Raw genomic sequence first — 21,618 nt, 5'->3', positions numbered from 1 at the left:
TTACTGACTGGTGGATTATCGATGGATTTGATGCAATCAGGCGCTCCAACTCGCCGTTACTCTAAGCTCAGCGTCTTCTGTGCGGGCATCGCTTTATTTCATTGTTCACAAATCATGGCTGCCAGTGATGCGCTCACCTCGGCCAGCCGAATCACCTCCGCAGGCCTGGCGCAACAGCAGCAGGATCTGCCGTCATTAACCGGTGAAGTGGCCGAACCCGCATTGGCTCACGTCCCGGATTCGCTCACCATCAACCAGGCCGTACAGCGTGCCATTCAGTGGCATCCAGATATCGCGCAGGCGGTGGGCAAAATGCTGGAACAGGCCAACCAGGTGGATGTGGCGAAAGCCAAATATTATCCGCAGATCAGTGGCGGGATGAACAACGGCTATAGCAATGCCTATACCGAGAAGGGGTTCAGCCCATCGTTTGTGTTATCGGTTTCGCAGATGTTATATGACTTTGGCAAAGTCAGCAGCTCGGTGCGATCCGCTGAAGCCGGCGTGGCGATGGAACAAGCCAACGTGCTGGTGAGTATTGATACGGTGGCACATGACACGGCTTCCGCGCTGGTGGAAGTGCAGGGCTATCAGCAACTGGTGAAGATTGCCCAGCAGCAGCTCGATGCACTAAGCAAAATTGGCGATCTGGCCCGTCAGCGAAATGATGAAGGCGCGGCTTCGCTCTCCGATGCCACGCAAACGGATGCACGTATTGAAGGTGCACGCACCACGCTGATTCAGTATCAGGCCAACCTCGATCGTTGGCGTGCCACGCTGGCGACCTACCTCGGTTGGCCGCTGGTGAAGAAAGTGAATGAAGATTTTCCGGTGAACCTGACACGCTCCTGCTCGGTGGGTAAAGCGGATGACAAACTCAACCCGGCGGTGCTGTCGGCATGGGCACAGGCCAATCAGGCACAGGCAAAACTGGATAATGCTAACGCGCAGAACCTGCCAACGATTTCGCTGGAACCCCAGGTGACGCACTACCTCAACAATCATTACTCCGGCAGCGAAACGCTCGATCGCACTCAGTATCAGGCCTTCGTCAAAGTGGAGATGCCGATCTATCAGGGAGGCGGGATCACTGCCGCGCGTGACGCCGCTGCCAACGCCTTGCAAGCCGCCAACGCGGCCGTCAATTCCGCGCGCTTGAAAGCACGGCAGCAACTCAGTGAATCGCAAAGTGCAGCCCTTAGCTTGTCGCAAAGTCTGGCGATTATGGGGCGGCAACAGACGCTGGGTGAGAAAACCCAGCAGCTCTATCAGGATCAGTATTTGCAACTCGGCACCCGTCCGCTGCTGGACGTGCTTAACGCCGAGCAGGAAGTGTTCCAGACCCGTTTCACCCTGCAGCAAACCATCAGTCAATTACGATCGTTGCAACTCGATTGCTTATACAGCACCGGGCATATCCGATCGGCGTTCGCGTTGAATAATCAGCGGATCCAGAATGTGGAGATCCAGCCATGACCCAGTTACAAATTCCCGATGCCCCGAACGGTGATACCAGCAGTGGTGCCGACGGGCACGTTCCGTTAAATGGATGGGCGACGGCGATCATCCAGATCGCCACCCATTATCGTTTGCCCTGTTCTCCGGGCATGATCATGGCCGCCGCCGAATGGCAGGGTAAACAGACGCGCGACAAAGCGCTGCGCCATTTAGCGCGCCAGGCGGGGTTATCGCTCCAACTGTACGAAGAGAACAAGTGGGAAATCACCAGCTGGCGTTTGCCACTGGCGGTAGAACTGGCCGACGGGCAGGTCGGTGTCATCACCAACTTCGATGGTGAAGATGAAGTGCGTGTGCACTTTTCGGGAGATGAGCAACCGGCACCCGTTGCGCTGGAAACGCTGCTGCCGGAGATTCGTTTTGCCGCCGCATTACGTCCGGTCACCGCCGCCAAAGACAGCCGCGTCGATCGCTATCTGGCAACGGTCAAGCCAGATTGGCTGCGGCGTCTGGTGCTGCACGACCTGCGGCCTTATGGCCACGTGATGCTGGGATCCTTCCTGCTCAACCTGCTGGCGATGGTTGGCATTATCTTCTCGATGCAGGTGTATGACCGCGTGATTCCGGCGCAATCTTATCCCACGCTGTATGTCCTCTATATCGGGGTGATTATCTCCGTGGTGTTCACCTACGTCCTGCGTGTCGGGCGCGATCATGTCACTGACCTGCTAGGTAAACGTGCCGATATGCGTGTTTCGGATCGCGTGTTTGGTCATGCGCTGCGGCTGCGTAATAGTGCGGTGCCGCGTTCCACCGGTACTTTTATTTCGCAGCTGCGCGAGCTGGAATCGATCCGCGAAATGGTGACCTCAACCACCGTTTCCGCCATTGTTGATATGCCGTTCTTCCTGCTGTTTATGCTGGTGATGGCGATCATTGCGCCACAGCTGGCGTGGATTGCGCCGATTTCGGTGATCCTGATGGTGCTGCCCGGCATTCTCAGCCAGAAGAAGTTGTCAAAGCTGGCGCAGCAAAACCTGAAGGAATCGACGCTGCGTAATGCCGTGCTGGTGGAGAGTGTGCAGGGGCTGGAGGACATCAAGTTGATGCAGGCGGAAGATCGTTTCCTGCAACAGTGGAACAGCTACATTCGCATTACGGCGCAATCCGGTGTGGAGATGCGCAAAGTGATGCATTCGCTGATCAGCTGGGGTGTCACGGTGCAGGGGTTGGTGTATGCCAGCGTGATCGTGGTCGGTGCGCCGATGGTGATCAACGGCGATATCACCACCGGTGCGATTGTTGCGGCTTCGCTGCTCTCTTCGCGCATGATTGCCCCCATGGCGACGTTGTGTGGTGTGCTGGCTCGCTGGCAGCAGGTGAAAGCCGCCAAAGGCAGTCTGGATGCATTGATGAATCTGCCGGTGGAGAACAGTAAAGACGAGACGCGCATCCATTGTCCGGTGCTGTTTGGCCATTATCAGTTCAATGATGCGATGTTCCGCTATTACACCGATTCCCTCACCATCGCGCTGCGCATCAAAAGCCTGACCATCAAACCGGGTGAACGTATTGCCGTGCTGGGTCGCAACGGTTCGGGCAAATCCACCTTGTTGCAGGCGATGATCGGCGGCATGGATCTGGTGGGCGGTGAGCTGCGTCTGGATAACCTCAGCTTGCCACATATTGATGTCTCGGATGTGCGGCGCAACGTGGGTTTGATGACGCAAAACGCACGCCTGTTCCACGGCACACTGCGTGAAAACCTCACCATGGGCGCGGCCCACGCGACTGACGATGCCATCTTCGGTGCATTAACGGTCAGCGGTGGGGCGGATTTCATTCGTCGTTTGCCACTCGGTCTCGATCATCCGGTGATGGAAGGCGGGATAGGCTTATCGGGCGGTCAGCGCCAGTCAGTGCTACTGGCTCGCATGCTGTTGCGCGATCCCAACATTATCCTGCTGGATGAACCTACGGCGGCGCTGGATGATCATACCGAGAAGGAGTTCATCGAACGTCTGGGCGCGTGGCTGAATGGCCGCACGCTGATCGTGGCGACGCACCGTGCGGCGATCCTTGCGCTGGTGGATCGCGTGCTGGTGCTGAAAGATGGGCAACTGGTGATGGACAGCCCGAAAGAGAATGCGTTGCCGCCACCGCGTGCCGGCGGTAATCCATCGGAGGTTCGCCCATGATGAAGCAACTTCCCGGCAAACTGCGGCTGGTCACCGCGGCAGAAGTCGATTCCTCTGACGACCTGTTGGGGGAGCTGAAATCCGAGACCCACTACACCGGAGCGGTCAGGCTGATCACCATCAGTGCCGCGTTGATCCTGATATCGCTGGTGTGGGCCTGGTTCGGCACGCTGGATGAAGTCTCAACCGGCACGGGTAAAGTGATCCCGAGTTCGCGTGACCAGGTGCTGCAATCCTTAGAAGGTGGGATCCTCACCGAGCTGTATGTGCACGAAGGTGATCGGGTGAAGGCGGGGCAGGTAGTGGCGCGTCTGGATCCCACGCGCTCGCAATCCAGCGTCGGTGAAAGTGCGGCGCGTTATCGTGCGGCACTGGCAGCGGCCTCGCGCCTGAGAGCCGAGGTCAACGACGATCCCCTTACGTTCCCCAATGAGCTCAAAGCCTATCCTGATTTGATTGCCTCTGAGACGCGGTTGTACAAAACCAAACGCGCTCAGCTTGCTGACTCGACGAAGCAGTTCAACGAGTCGCTGGCGTTGGCGAACAAGGAATTGGCGATCACACAAAAGCTGGCCAAAACCGGTGCCGCCAGTAGCGTCGAAGTGCTGCGTTTGCAGCGTGATAAATCGGATCTGGAGCTAAAACTCACCGACATGCGCTCGCAATACTATGTGCAGGCGCGTGAGGAGTTGGCAAAAGCCAGTGCCGAAGCGGACAGCCTGGCTGAGGTGATCAAAGGGCGCGAAGATACGGTGACGCGCCTGACCATCCGTTCACCGATGAACGGCATCGTGAAAAACATCAAAGTCTCCACCGTCGGCGGGGTGATTCCTCCCAACGGGGAACTGATGAACATCGTGCCGTTAAACGACCGGTTGCTGATTGAGGCGCGCCTGTCACCGCGTGATATTGCCTTTATCCATCCCGGCCAGCGTGCGGTGGTGAAGATCTCGGCCTATGACTACGCGATTTATGGTGGGATGAACGGCGTGGTGGAAAGCATTTCACCGGATACCATCCAGGATGAGGTGAAGCCGGAGATTTACTACTATCGCGTGTTTATCCGCACTGATAACGACTACGTGCAGAACAAAGCCGGTAAGCGCTACTCGATCAGTCCGGGGATGGTTTCTACGGTTGATATCAAGACTGGCGAGAAGACCATCATGGATTATCTGGTGAAACCGTTTAATAAAGCCAAAGAGGCGATGCGCGAACGTTAATCGCATATCGTGCATGTTTAAAAGCCGCCGCTGAGGAGTCAACGGCGGCTTTTTTGTGTCTGTGAGCTGGGTGACTTAAAGGAAATTGATGTTTATTAGGGTGCAGAGAGGTGACATTTTGCGAGGTGGCGACATTTTTTATTCAGCATAAGCGCTTACCTGTTCGCCATATTTAATGCTGAAAGCGTGCAGCTAACCAAGGCATTTCTAAGAAGCTTTTATCGCTTTACTTTGACCTCATAGGTCGCAATGGTAATTACTGGAAGCTTTTTGACATTTTTAGAAAATTTTAGTGCGAATTAGTGAAGCTTGTTGAGGATTTGACTTAAACCTTCGTTAACCAGATGAATTAAAGCGTTTTATACCAGTGGGTGCTTTTTTATGGTTAAGAATCGACCGCTGAACATGTAAGGGTTCAATAAGAATATGCTTAAAATTCTTGTGCCGTCTGTTGCTGTATGTTACATAGAGTGTCGAATTTCTATCCCTTGCTCACTTCAGATTTTTCCGTGAGCGTCGCAGTGAAAAATAATAAAAAGAGCTTACCTCACTACCCGTTAAGCGGATGCTTATGTGCACGCCTTAACTTGTCACGCAGCGAGAAAAACCGTCTGGTTTTCAGGTGGGATAGAACAGAAATGTTAACAAGATTAGCAGTTATGCTTCCGCGATTTTGGGAGTACGGCGACAGCATTTGCTAAACACCATGCAAAGGAACTGACATGAAGCAGGTTGTTTTTCAGGAGCAGCAAAGCGGCAGCATTTGGCCGGGATTGATTTCTTCAGTTTCTACCGTGTTGGTTGAGCGGCATCCGGCGCTTAGCCTCAACTCTCAGCATGACCCAATCGAATCTAGGAACCCGCAAATAGGGTGCAGAATCTTTGGGTCCCTGCGCTTTTGATTACCCGTTGACTGAATAAAAATAACCAGCCTTGTACAAATTTTCGGCTGACCATGGAGAAGTGGGTGTGAGAGATATCGCCAAACCTGAATTGCAGTTTGGACACCCTAACAATAATTGATGACTGTTACATGTTGATGAAAGTGAAGTCCGCCGCATCCACGATGCGTTCGCGTTTTCCTGCTATTTCACTGGCGGAAATCCAGAAACACCTGGCGAAAATTATCATTCTGCTGCCGATGGCGCTGCTGCTGATCTATCTGGTGATTTTCAGCCAGCCGCGCTATATGAGCGAATCCAAAGTCGCGATTAAACGTTCTGATGATCTCACCAGCAGTAGCCTTAATTTTGGCTTGTTGCTGGGTGCCTCGAATCCCAGCTCGGCCGAAGATGCGCTCTATTTAAAGGAGTACATCAACTCGCCGGACATGCTGCGCGTGTTGGACAAACAACTCGATTTCCATGAAGCCTTCAGCCATAGCGGCTGGGATTTCCTGAATCATCTGGCGAAGGAAGAGACCGCAGAGCGCTTCCTGCAGTATTACCGCGACCGTATCAGTATTGCATACGACGACAAAACTGGACTGTTAGATATTCAAACTCAAGGCTTCAGCCCGGAATTCGCGCTGAAGTTTAACAAGGCGGTATTGAAGGAATCCGAGCGCTTTATCAACGAACTGTCGCACCGTATTGCGCGCGATCAGCTCTCGTTTGCTGAAGCGGAGATGGAAAAATCACGTGCTCGACTGGATGCCAGTAAAGGTGAATTGCTCGCTTACCAGAACAGCAACAACGTGCTGGACCCGGAAGCGCAGGCGCTGGCTGCCAGCACTCTGGTCAATACCCTAATGGGTCAGAAAATCCAGATGGAAGCCGATCTGCGCAACCTGCTGACCTATCTGCGTGATGACGCGCCACAGGTAGTGAGTGCGCAAAACGCCATCTCGTCCTTACAAGCGCAGATTGACGCTGAAAAAAGCAAAATCACCGCGCCTCAGGGCCACAAGCTGAACCGTATGGCGGTGGATTTTGAAGAGATTAAATCTAGGGTGGCGTTTGATACTGAGCTGTACAAACTGGCACTCACCTCGATTGAGAAAACCCGCGTGGAAGCGGCGCGCAAGCTGAAAGTGCTTTCGGTGATCAGCTCACCGCAGCAGCCGCAGGAATCCACTTTCCCCAATACACCTTATTTGATCGCCTGCTGGTTGCTGGTGTGCTGCTTACTGTTCGGCACGCTGAAACTGCTGTTGGCTGTTGTTGAAGATCACCGGGATTAATTGAGTTCGTCATGAAATTATTGAAGTCACTAATACTGCTTGCTGTCTGGCAAGCCACCTCCGCCAGCGCGGCCGTCGATATTAACGCCGATCCGAATCTGACCGGTGCCGCGCCGCTGCCTTCGTTCCTCACCGGCCAGCAGAGCCAGGTGCAGAGCAGCGATGGGTTCGATAACACCCCGCGCCCGGTAGCACCGGCGATGATGAGCCGCATGTTCGGCGCACAGCTGTTTAACGGCACCAGCGCCGATAGCGGCGCGACCGTTGGCTTTAACCCTGGCTACGTACTCAATCCTGGCGACAGCATTCAGGTGCGTTTGTGGGGCGCATTCACCTTTGATGGCGCTCTGCAGGTTGATCCGAAAGGCAATATCTTCCTGCCGAATGTGGGGCCAGTGCAGGTAGCGGGCGTCAGCAACAGCCAGCTGAACGCGCTGATCACTACCAAGGTAAAACAGGTTTATCAGGCTAACGTCAGCGTGTATGCCTCACTGCTGCAAGCACAACCAGTGAAAGTGTATGTGACGGGATTTGTCCGCAGTCCTGGCCTGTACGGTGGCGTGACCTCCGATTCCTTGCTCAACTACCTGATCAAAGCGGGCGGTGTCGATCCGGATCGCGGCAGCTATGTGGATATTGTGGTGAAGCGCGGCAACCGTGTGCGTTCCAACATCAACCTGTATGACTTTCTGCTCAACGGCAAACTCGGTCTGTCGCAGTTCGCAGACGGCGACACCATTGTGGTTGGGCCGCGCCAGCACACTTTCAGCGTGCAAGGTGATGTGTTTAACAGCTACGACTTCGAATTCCGCAACAGCAGCATTCCGGTGACCGAAGCGTTGGAATGGGCACGCGCCAAGCCAGGTGCAACCAACATCACCATCATACGTCAGCAGGGTTTGCAGAAGCGGAGCGAGTATTACCCGATCAGTTCTGCGCCGGGCCGCATGTTGCAGGATGGCGATACGCTGATTGTCAGCACCGATCGCTATGCCGGCACTATTCAGGTTCGTGTTGAAGGTGCGCATTCTGGCGAACACGCGATGGTGCTGCCATACGGTTCGAGCATGCGTGCGGTGTTAGCGAAGATTCGCACTAACAGCATGTCTGAGATGAGCGCCATCCAGCTTTATCGTCCGTCAGTGGCACAGCGTCAGAAAGAGATGCTGGATCTGTCCTTACAGAAGCTGGAAGAAGCCTCGCTCTCTGCCCAATCCTCCACCAAAGAAGAAGCCAGCCTGCGTATGCAGGAAGCACAGCTAATCAGCCGCTTTGTCAACAAAGCGCGCAACGTGGTGCCGAAGGGTGAAGTGATTCTTAACGAGAAGAACCTCGATTCGATTCTGCTGGAAGACGGCGACGTGATTAACATCCCGCAGAAAACTTCACTGGTGATGGTGCATGGCGAAGTGCTGTTCCCGAATGCGGTGAGCTGGGAAAAGGGCATGAGCCCGAAAGATTACATCGAGAAGTGCGGTGGTCTGACGCAGAAATCGGGTAACGCCAAGATTGTGGTGATTCGTCAGAACGGTGCTGCCGAGAACGGCGAGGATGTTGATTCGCTGAATCCTGGCGATGAGCTGATGGTGCTGCCCAAGTACGAATCGAAGAACATCGAAGTGACACGTGGTATTTCCACCATCCTCTACCAGCTGGCGGTGGGTGCGAAAGTGATTCTGTCGATTTAAGGACATTAAGACATGATTGGTATCTTCTCTTCGGGCATCTGGCGTGTTCCGCATTTGGATAACTTTCTGGCACAGCCGTGCCAGAAACTCTCTGCACTGCGTCCGATTCCCGATGAGATCGATACTGTTGCGGTCTGGGGACATCGCCCCAGCGCCCGTAAACCGGTTGAAATAGCGCAGGCTGCGGGTAAGTCGATACTGCGCTTGGAAGACGGTTTTATCCGCTCGCTTGGCTTAGGTGTAAATGGTGCGCCGCCGCTTTCAATGGTGTTGGATGATGAAGGCATCTATTACGATGCTAGCCGACCAAGTGCTCTAGAGCGCTTAATTCACGAGCGCACGGCTAATCAGGCGTTAGTGGCTGAGGCGAAGGAAGCGATCCACACCATCGTGACTGAAGATCTGTCGAAATATAATCAGGCCCCGACATTTTTGGCGGGAGAAAGCCTGACCAGCAATTTAGTGCTGGTGGTAGATCAAACCTTTGGCGATATGTCAGTGACATACGGCAATGCGGCAGCAGAGGATTTTGCCGCAATGCTGGAAGCGGCCATTAAAGAAAACCCGTCTTCCACCATCTGGGTTAAAGTTCACCCGGATGTATTAGAGGGAAAAAAAGCGGGTTACTACCACCAGTTACAATCTACGCATCGCATTCACCTAATGGCAGATAACGTGAGCCCGCAGTCATTGCTGCGCCACGTCTCACGTGTCTACGTCATGACGTCACAATATGGTTTTGAAGCCTTGATGGCAGGTAAACCAGTGACCTGCTTTGGCCAGCCCTGGTATGCGGGTTGGGGGTTAACGGATGATCGCCATCAGCAGGCTGAGTCATTGCGTCAGCGCCGTGGTCACTCGACTCTGGAAGAGCTGTTTGCTGCCGCTTACCTGCGCTACAGCCGCTACATCGACCCAATAACCGGTGAAGCCGCAACACTATTTGATGTGCTGAACTGGATGCAGTTACAGCGTCGTCATCAGCAACAACGTAGTGGACATCTTTGGGCGCCGGGATTATCGCTATGGAAATCCACGATCCTAAAACCGTTTTTGCATACGACGGCGAACAAATTGAGTTTCTCTCGTCATTGCCGTGCTGCGACCGCATTTGTTGTTTGGGGCGTGCGTGGCGAACAGCGCTGGCAAGACAAAGCCAGAACTCGCCAACTGCCACTGTGGCGCATGGAAGATGGCTTCTTACGTTCTTCCGGGCTGGGTTCAGATTTACTGCCACCGCTCTCATTGGTGCTCGATAAACGCGGTATCTATTACGACGCCAGGCGCTCCAGTGACCTCGAAGTGATGATGAATCACAGCGAGTTAACCTTGGCCCAACAGCTGCGCGCAGAGAAACTGCATAAGCGCTTAGTCGAAAGTAAGCTCAGTAAATACAACTTGGGTGCCGACTTTGCTTTGCCTGCGGGATCTGAAGGTAAACGTATCCTGCTGGTGCCCGGGCAAGTGGAAGATGACGCTTCTATTGAGACCGGCACACTCTCCATCAATACCAACCTGTCATTACTGCGAACGGTGCGTGAGCGTAATCCTGATGCTTTCATCATCTACAAACCGCATCCTGATGTGTTGGTAGGAAACCGTAAAGGGAATATTCCCGAGCAGGATATTGCCCAACTGGCAGATTATCAGGCGCTGGATGCAGATGTGATTCAATGCATCCAGATGGCTGATGAACTCCACACAATGACCTCTCTTTCAGGTTTTGAAGCGCTACTGCACGGCAAGCAGGTGTATTGCTACGGCCTGCCCTTTTACGCGGGCTGGGGACTAACAAATGATGAGCATTTCAGCGCACGTCGTAATCGCAAGTTGGGGCTTGCGGATGTGGTATACCAAGCATTGATTGCTTATCCCACCTATATCCATCCATTACGGCTCACGGCGATAAGCGCAGAAGAGGCGGCAGAATTACTGATTAACGCCCCGCGTGGAAAGATGATAATCCAGAAGAGCAGGCTGGAATACTTTTCCAGACAGTTGCGAAAACTAATAGCTTTAATGCAATTAAAAATTAGATCCTTTAAATAAAAAAATAAAAGGTTAATAGCAATGCACAATAACGCTTTGAAAATGTTGTTGTCTGGGAAAAAATATCTGCTATTGCAGGGACCAATGGGACCATTCTTCAATGATGTCGCTGAGTGGCTCGAATCGCTGGAGCGGGAAGCTGTTAATGTAATATTTAACGGTGGGGATCGTTTTTACTGTCGCCAGCGTAAATATCTGCCTTATCTCAAAACACCAAAAGAATTCCCCTCATGGCTGCGTGATACGCACAAAGAGTATGACTTTGATACGATTCTTTGTTTTGGTGACTGTCGCCCAATGCATCAGGCCGCTAAGCGCTGGGCAAAAGCGAAAGGGATTCGCTTTATCGCATTTGAAGAGGGTTATTTGCGCCCACACTTCATTACGGTAGAAGAGGGCGGGGTGAATGCGTTCTCATCTTTGCCACGCGATCCTGATTTTTATCGTCGCTTACCTGAAATACCTGCCATGCAGGTTGAGAAAATAAAGCCTTCGGCTGCTAAGCGTATTGGTCATGCGACATGGTACTACCTTGTCGGCTGGCGCTATCGCCATGAGTTTCATCAGTATCGCCACCATAAATCATTCTCACCGTGGTATGAGGCGCAGTGTTGGATTCGTGCCTGGTGGCGTAAAGAGCTGTACGGCTTCAAGCAGCGTAACGTGTTGGATAAGCTGAAAAACGAACTGGACCAGTGTTTCTACTTGGCAATTTTACAGGTGTACAACGACAGCCAGATTCGCAATCACAGCCCGTACAATGATGTGCGGAATTACATCAACGATGTGATGTTCTCGTTTGCGCGCAAAGCGCCGGAAGGTAGCCATCTGGTGATTAAGCATCACCCAATGGATCGCGGCCATCGCCTATACGGTCCATTGATCAAGAAACTGAGCAAAGAGTTTGGGATTGTGGGTAGGGTAAGCTACGTGCATGACCTACCAATGCCGGATCTGCTGACCCATGCTAAGGCGGTAGTGACGATTAACAGTACGGCGGGGATCTCAGCGCTGATTCATAATAAGCCACTGAAAGTGATGGGAAATGCTTTGTACGACATCAAAGGACTGACGTATCAGGGACATTTACACCAGTTCTGGCAGGCAGACTTCAAGCCAGATATGCGCTTGTTTAGGAAGTTTAGAAGCTATCTAATGTTTAACACGCAGTTAAACTCTGTTTACTATATGGCGGGCTTCCATGACCACGAGCACCTTTTGAAAAAAAATGCTAATGTTTCAATTATATTTGGTGATGAGCTAACTAAGCGTGAACTATTGTAAGCGGAGGGAAAAATGAAAATTAGTTACCATGCTTCCTTAATTTCTTCATTATTCATTATAAGCACCGCTTTAACATCTCAATATTCTTTCGCATCTAATAATTCAAATACTCAATGCATTAATGGAAATCAGCCGCTTAAAGTAGCATTCTGGAATGTGTGGTTTAATGGCAGCACGAAAGAATATTTCTTTGGTGACTATACCAGTAAAAATCACTGGAGCGAAATTCATAATGTCGTTAGAAGTGTAAACCCAAACGTACTTGCATTGAGTGAGGTCATGTTCCCGGATTCAAGTAATGTTAGGGTTGGCCTTGCTGCACCGATGAAAAATATAGATTTTAACTGGTATTACTTTTATCAGAAAAAAGCATACTTTGGCGATGCTCTGCTAACAGATCTTCCATTATATTTCAGTGTAAATAATAAGTATAAAATACAAAAAATAAAAAATGATAAAGATACTGAAGTTAGAGGGTTTATAAATACACGGTTTGATTATAAAGATGACTACTTATCAGTTTACGTCACACATCTTACTCTAGATAAAAACAAAAATAAGCTGCAAATAGAAGAATTAGCGAGTGATTTAAGAAAAGATCGAAGCAGAAGGATATTATTACTAGGGGATTTTAATAATAATATTGATGTGGATTTTGAGCCAATAGTCTCTTTGGGCTTTAAAATGATAAATAAAAACAATGAATTAAATGCTTATAATCATGACGGTGACCATCATTGGTATGGTGACAGGGTTTTTTACAAAGGATTCTCAAAATTGACTAGTTACAAGCTGGTTAATGTGCCTAAAGAATTATCCGACCATAAGCTACTATATGCAGAGGTATGCCCTTAAATGGAGCTATAAGGTTATAGCTTAAAAGTGCAGTCATATATTAATGCCTGCACTATTATTTATTCATAGTTAGCTGCAGGCAACGAGTCCATTGGAATAAGTTCTCTTTGCCAACGCACCCCAGAACGAATTATTTTCGCTGGCATACCAACAACTAAACTGCCAGGAGGAATTGGTTTTGTTACCAGTGCTTTGGCGCCAATAATACTATTTTTTCCTATAGTGATCCCTTTTTGAATTGTTACCGCCTCACCAAGCCAAACAGAATCTTCTATAATGATATCTTTTGCAGGATTTATTCGTTTTCCACTCTCATCATCAATAATTGAATGCCAGTCAGTCGTAGACATAGATATGTCAGAAATAAGGCAGCCATTACCAATGGTTATTGAAGCTTTTTCAGTTGCTACAAATAGAGAATGTCTATTCATTGCAGTTTTATTGCCAATGGCAATTGTTGACTGAGCTCCGACGAAGTAACGACCTCTTATGTAAGTGTCTTCACCAAAATGAAGGTTTCCATCACCCTGTTCCATATTTATAGATACACTATTCAATACAGAGCCATTACCAAAAATAATTTTGCTGTTTTTACCTTTCAGGTAAACCAACTCAAACTTACCAGCAACTCTAGTTGGGCGGCCTTCCACTATGTTTCCAGCTGCGATGAATTCTTTAATCTTCTCTTCGAACTCTGTGCTCATTATTTAACCTTGTTGAGGCGGGAAGCTGTAAAGTTAAGAGATGCTACCATTATTTTGGAAGATCCATAAAGGCAATAAGATAAAAAATGTAGGTCTAAACACCCTTTACAAAAAGTCTTTGTTAACTGTGGTGTAAATTTAATGGGATAATTATGATATAACCACTAGCTTTATTAATTTTCTTGGTGGGGAAAGTCATTGAAAAAAGACTGAAGAAAGGTGGTTAGGCTATGTTGGTAGTCATTATCATCAAACTCTTTCGAGCTGAAATCATTTGCGCAGAATGAATGTGGCAATTTATGATTTTTCTTAGCGTTTAATAACTCCCTATAAAATGTCTTTGCAGAGGGGGAGCGTATATTGAAGTAGGTACAAATATCAAGAGCTGGCGTTGATTTTTGTAAGCTATACTGTAAGTATGGAACTAGGAATGTCGCAACATTTAAATCATTATTTGATCTAAATTTATTAGTAGAGAAAGATAATATTTCTTTCTCAAAGAGCTGATGAGCTTTCTCATAGTGGCTTTTTTTCAACGGTACATACGTATGAGTAAGCGTGTTATCAAATGTTGTCTGGAATTTATCATTAAATAGCACATTACAGTTAGTACAAGCTAGAAGAGTAGCTGTAGGTCTTCCATTAGCTTTCATTTCACGGATGCTACAATTACTAATAAACAAACTGGCAAGACCATTGGATTTAAAAAAATGTGAAGATTCAAGTGGTCTTGCTGCAAAAAAATCATCATTAAAATAGATGAAATTCTCAGATAATCCTTTAATATTATGTAAGTAAGCTTCTATAACATGAGAGTTAAATGTGGGAAGGAAGTTACAGGGGATTATTTCTCTGTGATCAATTAAAGTTACTTTGTTTTTAATAATATCGGGAACCAAAGGAGATTGTTCATCTGTGACAATATATATTTTTCTGACCCATGGCATATTCTTAGATATGCTTAGCAATGAGTAGTAAATTTCATTATGACTTTGGAATCTTGAATCTTCTGTTGCATATAATTCATGTTGTCGTTCATTAGAAATGAAATTGTCTTTTTTATTGATCCAATCTTTATCTTTTGAGTCCACCCAGGTATAAACGATATCTATTTCGAACTCGGGGATGAATGATAAGTTTACCCGTTGAATTGATTTGATTATTTCATCTTCACTACCATTAGATACCCCATTCTTATTTAAAATTAGAGGGTATTTGTTCAACAATGCGTCTCTTAGAAAAATATGGGGTTTTGTTGCTAGCTTCTTTATTTTTCGCACCGGGGATAATAGCCTCATTTAACTCCCGAGGTATCAGCCTCGGGATTAATATTCTATGCTCTAACTTTTACCAAGCCATCTTCTTTTTCGCTGTGAGGGACAATACTTCCCAAAAACTTCTCATAATCATCAGTGTTACTATCCATTTTATTGAACGTTACTCCGATAGGGCATTTTTTGGAACCATGTACTGATTGAAGCCAAATAAACTTCTCTTCATAACCGCCATTCAGATATGCAAACTGAACGGGAGATTTTATGATGTTATCAGAAGATGTATGTAATACGTTAATAACTGGTAAGAACTTAAAAATAAAGTCAGAAATATTACTGAAATCACTCTTTATTTTATAGTAATGGTTTAATGTTACGTTATCAATGCAACAGAAATTTTCAATTGGAGTGAAGTTATAGTCGAATTCGCCATTGATTTTATTGATAACAGCATGGACTATCTCTTCATATCCGCCCGATCTCTTCATGAATGTGTAGGATCTGCCTTTTTCATCAATGAATGAATCATGTTTAACATTTTGTAAAAATATAAAATTCAAATTAATGAAGACAAAAAATTCTCTTTGAGGAGAAATGGTCGACACTACATTGTTATGAAATTCATCATATGTTGTAAATGATTTTATAGCCTTAGTTCTACTTTCAATAGAATCTGAAATATAGATGATGTCTGAAAAATCAGTGTACTTTTTTATACTTCTAAGTTGATAATTAACCAGTTTTTGTTTAAACGGGTGATCACCATGAATATCATCAATTATGACAAGATGGGTTTTTTTGTTAATGTATTTGTAATTAAAAAAATTAGATGTGGTTTTTATGATTTTTTTGTTAATCGAGGAGGATTTCTTACTAACCTCTAATGGTTTTCTAGAGTGTTTTTTATTTCTTTTTTTTATTGCATCTTTAAAAAACAGTTTAGGAGTCCTGACTAACTTAGAAAGCCTGCTCATTATTTGCACTCCCTGAGAAATTTATCCATTACTTTTGATATTTCATAATTATTAATGTAGGTTTGCCGTGCATTATCACCAAGTTTTTGTAGAAGATTTTCATCAGTCATCAACATTTCCATCTTCTTGGCAAAATCTTGCGTGTCAAAACATGGTGAAATTAATGAGTTATAACCGTCAACTAAAAACTCTTTAGGCCCATAACCAATATCAAAGCTAACTACTGGTTTTGACATGCTGAAACTTTCAATATAGACCATACCAAAAGGCTCTTTTGATGCGGTTAAAGCGCAAAAAGCACTATTGTAAATTTCCTCATAAACTAAAGATGTTGGTGAGTGAATTGTGACTTGGTCATTCAATCTTAAATCGTCTATCATTTGGAGCAGCATATCTTTATCTTCCCCGTCACCATATATATCTACTTTCCAATCAGGATAGGAAGTAGCAATGTGTGAGAAGGCTTGGATAAGTAGATCAAATTGTTTGATTTTTACTAGGCGACCAAATGAAACGATTCTTTTTTGTTTTTTATGCAATCCTGCCCTAGCCAATAATTCTAACTTATCTTCAATTCCGTTTGGTATATTAATGACATTGTTGAAACCTTGGGCATTAAACTCTTCACGCTGAAACTTAGTTAGTGCTACTACTTTGTGCGCTTTATTATAATGTTTAATTAAGCTTTTTTGAATCTCTGAACTATGAGAACTAAATTCCTTGTGTTCTTGAACCATTACAATATTGCTCTTATGAGCATTTTTCAAAATGTTAACACATAGTCCGGGGAATGTGCCTACCAAAGTTGCATTTTTAATTGTCTTTGAAACTTTCTTTAACTTTAAGTCAGTCAGTAATGAAAGGCCAGAATAGAGATCTTCTGTCTTTTTGAATAATAGTGATGGATACTGTGCTAAGTGATTTTCCCATTTAGTTCTATGTCTACCTTTACTTCTGGCATCATTCAAATATTCGAGGCGGACACTAGGGTCTAAGTGTAATTTTGGTGTTTCAGCTGTTCTTCTGAGTGATATTATTGAGACTTGATATCCACGTTCTACGAGGTGATTAGCTTGATTTATAACAGTCTGAACAGTACCACCTACCCCATAAAGATTATAACAAAAATATACAATGTGCTCTTGTTTTTTTCTTACAATGTCATCAAGTATAGCATTTGTATTTTTATAATTTTCGTAATCCAGTAATACTTTTCTATGGTTACTTATTGCTGATTTCTTTAAGATGTCTCTAATGTTTTTTTGTGAAAAAAGGCTCTCTAAGTCACTTATTTTTCGAACAACAGTACCGTTGAAATCATATGGTGAGTCTAAAAAATGACCGCGTTCGAACTTATACTGGTCATAGTCAAATTGCAAAAAGATAACTGGTGTTTTAAGTAAGTTAAATTCAAAGGAAATTGAAGAATAGTCGGTTACACATATTGCCGTATCAGATAATACTTCGGAGAAATCTTCTTGGCCAACAAATAATATGTCATTATTGAAAAGAGAGTTAATATCATCCTTAAGATGAAGTACTTTCTCATGTAAATAAAATGCAATGTTAAGCTTTTTACGCTTAGCATATTCCATTAAACTTTTGCTATTTTTAATGCTTTTTATGATTTCTAAGAAGCTGTTCTGAGGACCTGCTACTGTCCACTCTTCACGCCATGTGAAAAAGAATAGAATGTTTCTATTTGTTTTTTTTGTGTTTGACAAGTTTTTATGTCGAGATAGTCCTGCGTTTACAACCCTTATGTCTAAGAAACCAATGTTATTAATCAGGCGCTTAAGCGTTTGAAGGTCTTCAGCATCTACGCTATTTTTATCTCGATAATATTTTTCAAGAATAAATGAATAAAAATTCTTAAGATCTTCTTTAGATGTATATCCATTATAATGTGGTATTTTGTATTTAAGTACTAATTTTTTTGTTTGATTTATGTCTTTTCTTGGCTGTAGGATCTGTGAAACGATATTTTTTTCTGAAGAAAGGGATGTTATAAAACTTCGTATTCTTCCATTGTAGTGCCCTTTGTAAAAATGTACTTTCTTGTAGGAGATTATCCCGTGCTGTAGATAAATAATAGGCGACCAACCTTTACTTAAGGGTGATTTTCCCGTCGTTGGAAATACATCCAAATAACCATCGTTTAGTAATAAATAGTCGGCTTTATAAAAAGTAGAAATGTGTTTCCTGCTATCTTTTAATAATATGTTTTCTTTGTATTTTTTTATTTTGTTAATATCGATATTTTCATGTGTGTAAACAAAGTATGTATTTTTATAGCCTTGGGAGATCCTATGCTCAAAGAAAAAAAAGCCATTATCTCTTGCTTGCTTACCCGCTTTTTCTCCTAAAAGTAAAACAAGATCATTACTATCTTCTGCGATCATTTCAAAAAATCTTCCTGATTATAATTTATCAATTATTCTCTGAGGCATATTTATTTAAAGCCTCAGTAACAGATGGATATAATTTAATGCGATCATCTTTTGATATGTAGATGGCTATGTCGCAATGTTCAATTAATGAATTGTTAGAGTGTGATACCATTAAAATATTAGAATCAACACTCCTTTCTCTAAAAATATCCGCACACTTCTTTTTAAACCGCGCATCGCCTACCGCTGTAACTTCATCCACCAGGTAGTAATCAAACTTAAACGCCATGCTCAATCCAAAACCTAAACGTGATTTCATCCCGGAAGAGTAAGTCTTAATTGGCATATCGAAGTATCTGCCTAGTTCGGCAAACTCTTCCACATAGGCCACTTTATCCTTAAGCTCATCTTTCTTTGCATACAGACGCGCAACGAACTTCACGTTCTCACGCCCTGTCAGGCTGCCTTGAAATCCGCCAGAGAGACCCACCGGCCAGGAGATGGTTTTATTTGTGGTGATACTGCCGCTGTCTGGGCGGTCAATACCGCCAATCATGCGCAACAATGTAGATTTACCCGCACCGTTACGGCCAACTAACGCTACGCTCTTACCACTAGGTAACTCAATATTCAGGTCTTTAAACACATAGTGTCGGCCGGTTGGTGTGCGATAGGATTTAGTGAGGTTTTCAATTTTAATCATGTGGTTAACATTGCCTCCTCACGAATACGGTATAACGATAAACCTATAAAGACTGTAATGAGTGCACATAGAGCAAGATAGCTAAGGCTCACACCCTCACTCACATAACCCGGCATCACAGCTTCACGACTCAATTCAAATGCATGAACCAAAGGATTCCACAGGAGATATGGCCAATAATCCTTGGGGATAGAATGCAGCGGAAACATAATACAGGAGATGAAGTAGAGTGGCTTAAGCAGTATTGGTAAGAACTTCTGCGTCTCAGCGAAGGTTTTACCTACCACCATAAAAATTAACCCTATTCCACATGAGAAAATTATCAGTAATCCCCAGGATACAACTAACTGGAGAAGATTGATTATTGAGAAGTATTCTCCCGCCATCCATACAACCAACATTAACAGAATGTACACCGCTGCATAGATCAGTGTTTCAAGCATTGCGCGGGCAATAATGGTGTCAATCGGCTTAACTGGACGGTAATTAAACAGCCCTTGGTTAGCTTCAATCGCACCTACGGAGCGGTTTGTAATATTACTGAAAATAAAGTAGGGGATAATGCCGTTCAGCAGAAACACTGGGAACGAGATATCCGGCATGGTGCGGTGCATAATGAAACCAAATATGCCCAGCAGTACCAGTAAATGCGCAGATGGCTCAAGAATCGCCCAAAAATAGCCTAAGCGAAACTTACCAAATCGGGTGCGTATTTCACGCAAAAACAAGGCCTTAACGGCAGCTTGTTGGACTTCAAATCCACTTCGGGCCATTTCATAAACTCATTATCATTGGGTTGAATTTGGACACGCTACCGCCCTTGGCTTAACAGCTACCAATGCACTGGGCACAGCTTGGGCGGAGTAGGGGAGAGGTTGGGGTTTTTTCAGACGGGATGGGCTGCTGAATTTTTCAACATATTTTACGCAAGTTCAGATTTTTTGACCTGATGAACACGTTAAAGAGGTGACGCCAATTTGTTCATTTAGAAGCTTTTCAATGAAATGAATGCATCTACTAGAACCGCCATTCCCTGGTTGTCTGTAAGAATTTTCCCTAATTTTGACGCAGTACGTTACAGTTCATGTCAAAATAATCCTAAACGTTTTCATCTATTAATATTCTGCAAATAATTCGTTAGGCCTATTGAACGAAATTTCATGGCTAAATATATTCAAATTATTGAAATTTAATGATTAGTTGTTAGTTATGAAGTTTTACTCTGTCTACTCTTTTGATACTGAAATCAATTCGGCTAATGAATCAATCTACGAGATATTTCTCTGGTTTTTACAAAAAGTAGTAATGAGTTTGTTTTGATAGCGCCGATTGCAGACTACCTAAATCTTCGCGATAATCGCGCCCAACAAATCCCTTCCTCGTCGGGCCTAACGACGCGGAGGGGATTTTTTTCATCTATACCTTAGTGGCTAACCGACTCACGGATCTAAAGAGGACAAGTTATGTATAACACCCTGGGCAATCATTACGATAACTCCCTGGTTTCTAACGCCTTCGGTTTCATGCGCTTTCCAGTGAATTTCCAACCCTACGACAGCGATGCAGAATGGGTCATCACCGGAGTACCTTTTGATGCCGCGACTTCAGGTCGTCCTGGCAGCCGTTTGGGGCCGGGTGCAATTCGTCAAATCTCCACCAACCTCGCTTGGGAAGGTTGCCGCTGGCCGTGGGATTTCGATTTGCGTCAGCGTCTGAACGTGGTGGATTGCGGTGATCTGGTTTACGCCTTCGGCGATTCGCAGGATCTCTCTGACAAGCTGCAAGCTCATGCTGAGAAGCTGCTGGCAAATGGCAAGCGTATGCTCACCTTCGGTGGCGACCACTATGTCACTCTGCCGCTGCTGCGCGCGCACGCCAAACACTTCGGCAAGATGGCGTTGGTACACTTCGATGCCCACACCGATACCTACTCCAACGGTCCAACCTTTGACCACGGCACCATGTTCTTCACTGCGCCGAAAGAAGGTTTGATCGACCCTCACCACTCAGTGCAGATCGGTATTCGTACCGAGTTTGATAAGAGCCTTGGCTTTAACGTGTTGGATGCGGCACAGGTTAGCGATCGCAGCGTGGATGATATCCTGGCTGAAGTGAAGCGTACCGTGGGCGACCTGCCGGTCTATCTGACCTTTGATATTGACTGCCTGGACCCAGCACATGCGCCGGGCACCGGTACGCCAGTTATTGGCGGCCTGACCAGCGATAAAGCCACCAAGTTGATTCGCGGTTTGCAGGGGATGAATATCGTCGGTATGGATCTGGTTGAAGTAGCACCAGGTTATGACCACGCCGATCTGACTTCATTGGCAGCGGCAACTATTGCGCTGGATATGCTGCACGTTCAGGCAGCGAACAAAGGCTAAGCCGTTGTGGGCGAGGTATGAACCTTGCCCACCTCTCAATAATCGTTGTTGATATCGTTGATAGCGGAACGCACCACGACAAAACCGGTTATAGCCAGTAAAGCGACAGTGCTGATAATGATAGTTGTTAGCATAAGTGGCTCCTCTCAGAGAATTTGAACCACGCTACATTTTATTTGTGACACAATTCTTGCTGCCTTAGCGAATTCAGAATCATCCGTTTAGCCCGCACAGACTCGGTCATTATTTATT

Annotated in this window: 15 protein-coding genes; 9 read left to right on the top strand and 6 right to left on the bottom strand. The window is 46.0% G+C overall.

Annotated features, from left to right (window positions below; translation table 11 throughout):
• The first annotated feature begins 21 nt into the window (after nt 1-21).
• The 8 genes from VI01_RS07815 to VI01_RS07775 all read left to right on the top strand — a co-directional run bounded on the left by VI01_RS07815 (nt 22) and on the right by VI01_RS07775 (nt 12,937).
• On the top strand, nt 22-1,476 hold the full coding sequence (locus tag VI01_RS07815; RefSeq protein ID WP_045814691.1) for a TolC family outer membrane protein: 1,455 nt from the start codon (nt 22-24) through the stop codon (nt 1,474-1,476).
• Nucleotides 1,473-3,656, top strand: coding sequence for a type I secretion system permease/ATPase (locus VI01_RS07810; RefSeq protein ID WP_045814690.1), 2,184 nt, complete (start codon nt 1,473-1,475; stop codon nt 3,654-3,656). The genes VI01_RS07815 and VI01_RS07810 overlap by 4 nt, the downstream gene beginning before the upstream one ends.
• The gene (locus VI01_RS07805; RefSeq protein WP_369801870.1) at nt 3,656-4,879 is read left to right on the top strand and encodes an HlyD family type I secretion periplasmic adaptor subunit; all 1,224 of its coding nucleotides are present in this window, start codon (nt 3,656-3,658) and stop codon (nt 4,877-4,879) included. Before VI01_RS07810 ends, VI01_RS07805 begins: the two co-directional genes overlap by 1 nt.
• A gap of 1,033 nt (nt 4,880-5,912) precedes the next feature.
• The gene (locus VI01_RS07795; RefSeq protein WP_045814687.1) at nt 5,913-7,061 is read left to right on the top strand and encodes a capsule biosynthesis protein; all 1,149 of its coding nucleotides are present in this window, start codon (nt 5,913-5,915) and stop codon (nt 7,059-7,061) included.
• 11 nt (nt 7,062-7,072) lie between these two features.
• The gene (locus VI01_RS07790; protein WP_045814686.1) at nt 7,073-8,749 is read left to right on the top strand and encodes a polysaccharide biosynthesis/export family protein; all 1,677 of its coding nucleotides are present in this window, start codon (nt 7,073-7,075) and stop codon (nt 8,747-8,749) included.
• Between the two features lie 12 nt (nt 8,750-8,761).
• A complete protein-coding gene (locus VI01_RS07785) occupies nt 8,762-10,798 on the top strand; it encodes a capsular polysaccharide biosynthesis protein (protein WP_045814685.1) in 2,037 nt (678 codons plus the stop codon).
• A 21-nt stretch (nt 10,799-10,819) separates the two neighbouring features.
• A complete protein-coding gene (locus VI01_RS07780; protein WP_045814684.1) occupies nt 10,820-12,082 on the top strand; it encodes a capsule biosynthesis protein in 1,263 nt (420 codons plus the stop codon).
• 12 nt (nt 12,083-12,094) lie between these two features.
• Nucleotides 12,095-12,937 (top strand): endonuclease/exonuclease/phosphatase family protein, encoded by an 843-nt coding sequence (locus VI01_RS07775; protein WP_156149343.1) that lies wholly within the window; start codon nt 12,095-12,097, stop codon nt 12,935-12,937.
• A gap of 59 nt (nt 12,938-12,996) precedes the next feature.
• Here the strand turns inward: VI01_RS07775 and VI01_RS24560 are convergent, their stop codons facing one another.
• The 6 genes from VI01_RS24560 to VI01_RS07745 form a co-directional block, all read right to left on the bottom strand.
• Nucleotides 12,997-13,641, bottom strand: coding sequence for an acyltransferase (locus VI01_RS24560; RefSeq protein WP_052696983.1), 645 nt, complete (start codon nt 13,639-13,641; stop codon nt 12,997-12,999).
• 173 nt (nt 13,642-13,814) lie between these two features.
• Nucleotides 13,815-14,939, bottom strand: coding sequence for a stealth family protein (locus tag VI01_RS07765; RefSeq protein ID WP_052696982.1), 1,125 nt, complete (start codon nt 14,937-14,939; stop codon nt 13,815-13,817).
• A gap of 35 nt (nt 14,940-14,974) precedes the next feature.
• On the bottom strand, nt 14,975-15,889 hold the full coding sequence (locus VI01_RS07760; RefSeq protein ID WP_045814682.1) for a hypothetical protein: 915 nt from the start codon (nt 15,887-15,889) through the stop codon (nt 14,975-14,977).
• Complete coding sequence (locus VI01_RS07755; protein ID WP_045814681.1) at nt 15,889-18,291, bottom strand: glycosyltransferase; 2,403 nt, start codon at nt 18,289-18,291, stop codon at nt 15,889-15,891. Before VI01_RS07755 ends, VI01_RS07760 begins: the two co-directional genes overlap by 1 nt.
• 28 nt (nt 18,292-18,319) lie before the next feature.
• Nucleotides 18,320-18,982 carry an ABC transporter ATP-binding protein gene (locus VI01_RS07750; protein WP_045814680.1) on the bottom strand — a complete coding sequence of 221 codons (663 nt, stop codon included), beginning with the start codon at nt 18,980-18,982 and terminating at the stop codon, nt 18,320-18,322.
• Nucleotides 18,979-19,755 carry an ABC transporter permease gene (locus tag VI01_RS07745; protein WP_045814679.1) on the bottom strand — a complete coding sequence of 259 codons (777 nt, stop codon included), beginning with the start codon at nt 19,753-19,755 and terminating at the stop codon, nt 18,979-18,981. Before VI01_RS07745 ends, VI01_RS07750 begins: the two co-directional genes overlap by 4 nt.
• 690 nt (nt 19,756-20,445) lie before the next feature.
• On the opposite strand from VI01_RS07745, the gene speB reads away from it, so the two are divergent.
• Nucleotides 20,446-21,366 carry an agmatinase gene (speB, locus tag VI01_RS07740; protein WP_045814678.1) on the top strand — a complete coding sequence of 307 codons (921 nt, stop codon included), beginning with the start codon at nt 20,446-20,448 and terminating at the stop codon, nt 21,364-21,366.
• Nucleotides 21,367-21,618: the final 252 nt, after the last annotated feature.

This window comes from Pantoea sp. SM3 (assembly GCF_000963995.1).
In the GTDB taxonomy this organism is placed as follows: Bacteria; Pseudomonadota; Gammaproteobacteria; order Enterobacterales; family Enterobacteriaceae; genus Pantoea; species Pantoea rwandensis_B.
This window is presented reverse-complemented; position numbering and strand designations above follow the sequence as displayed.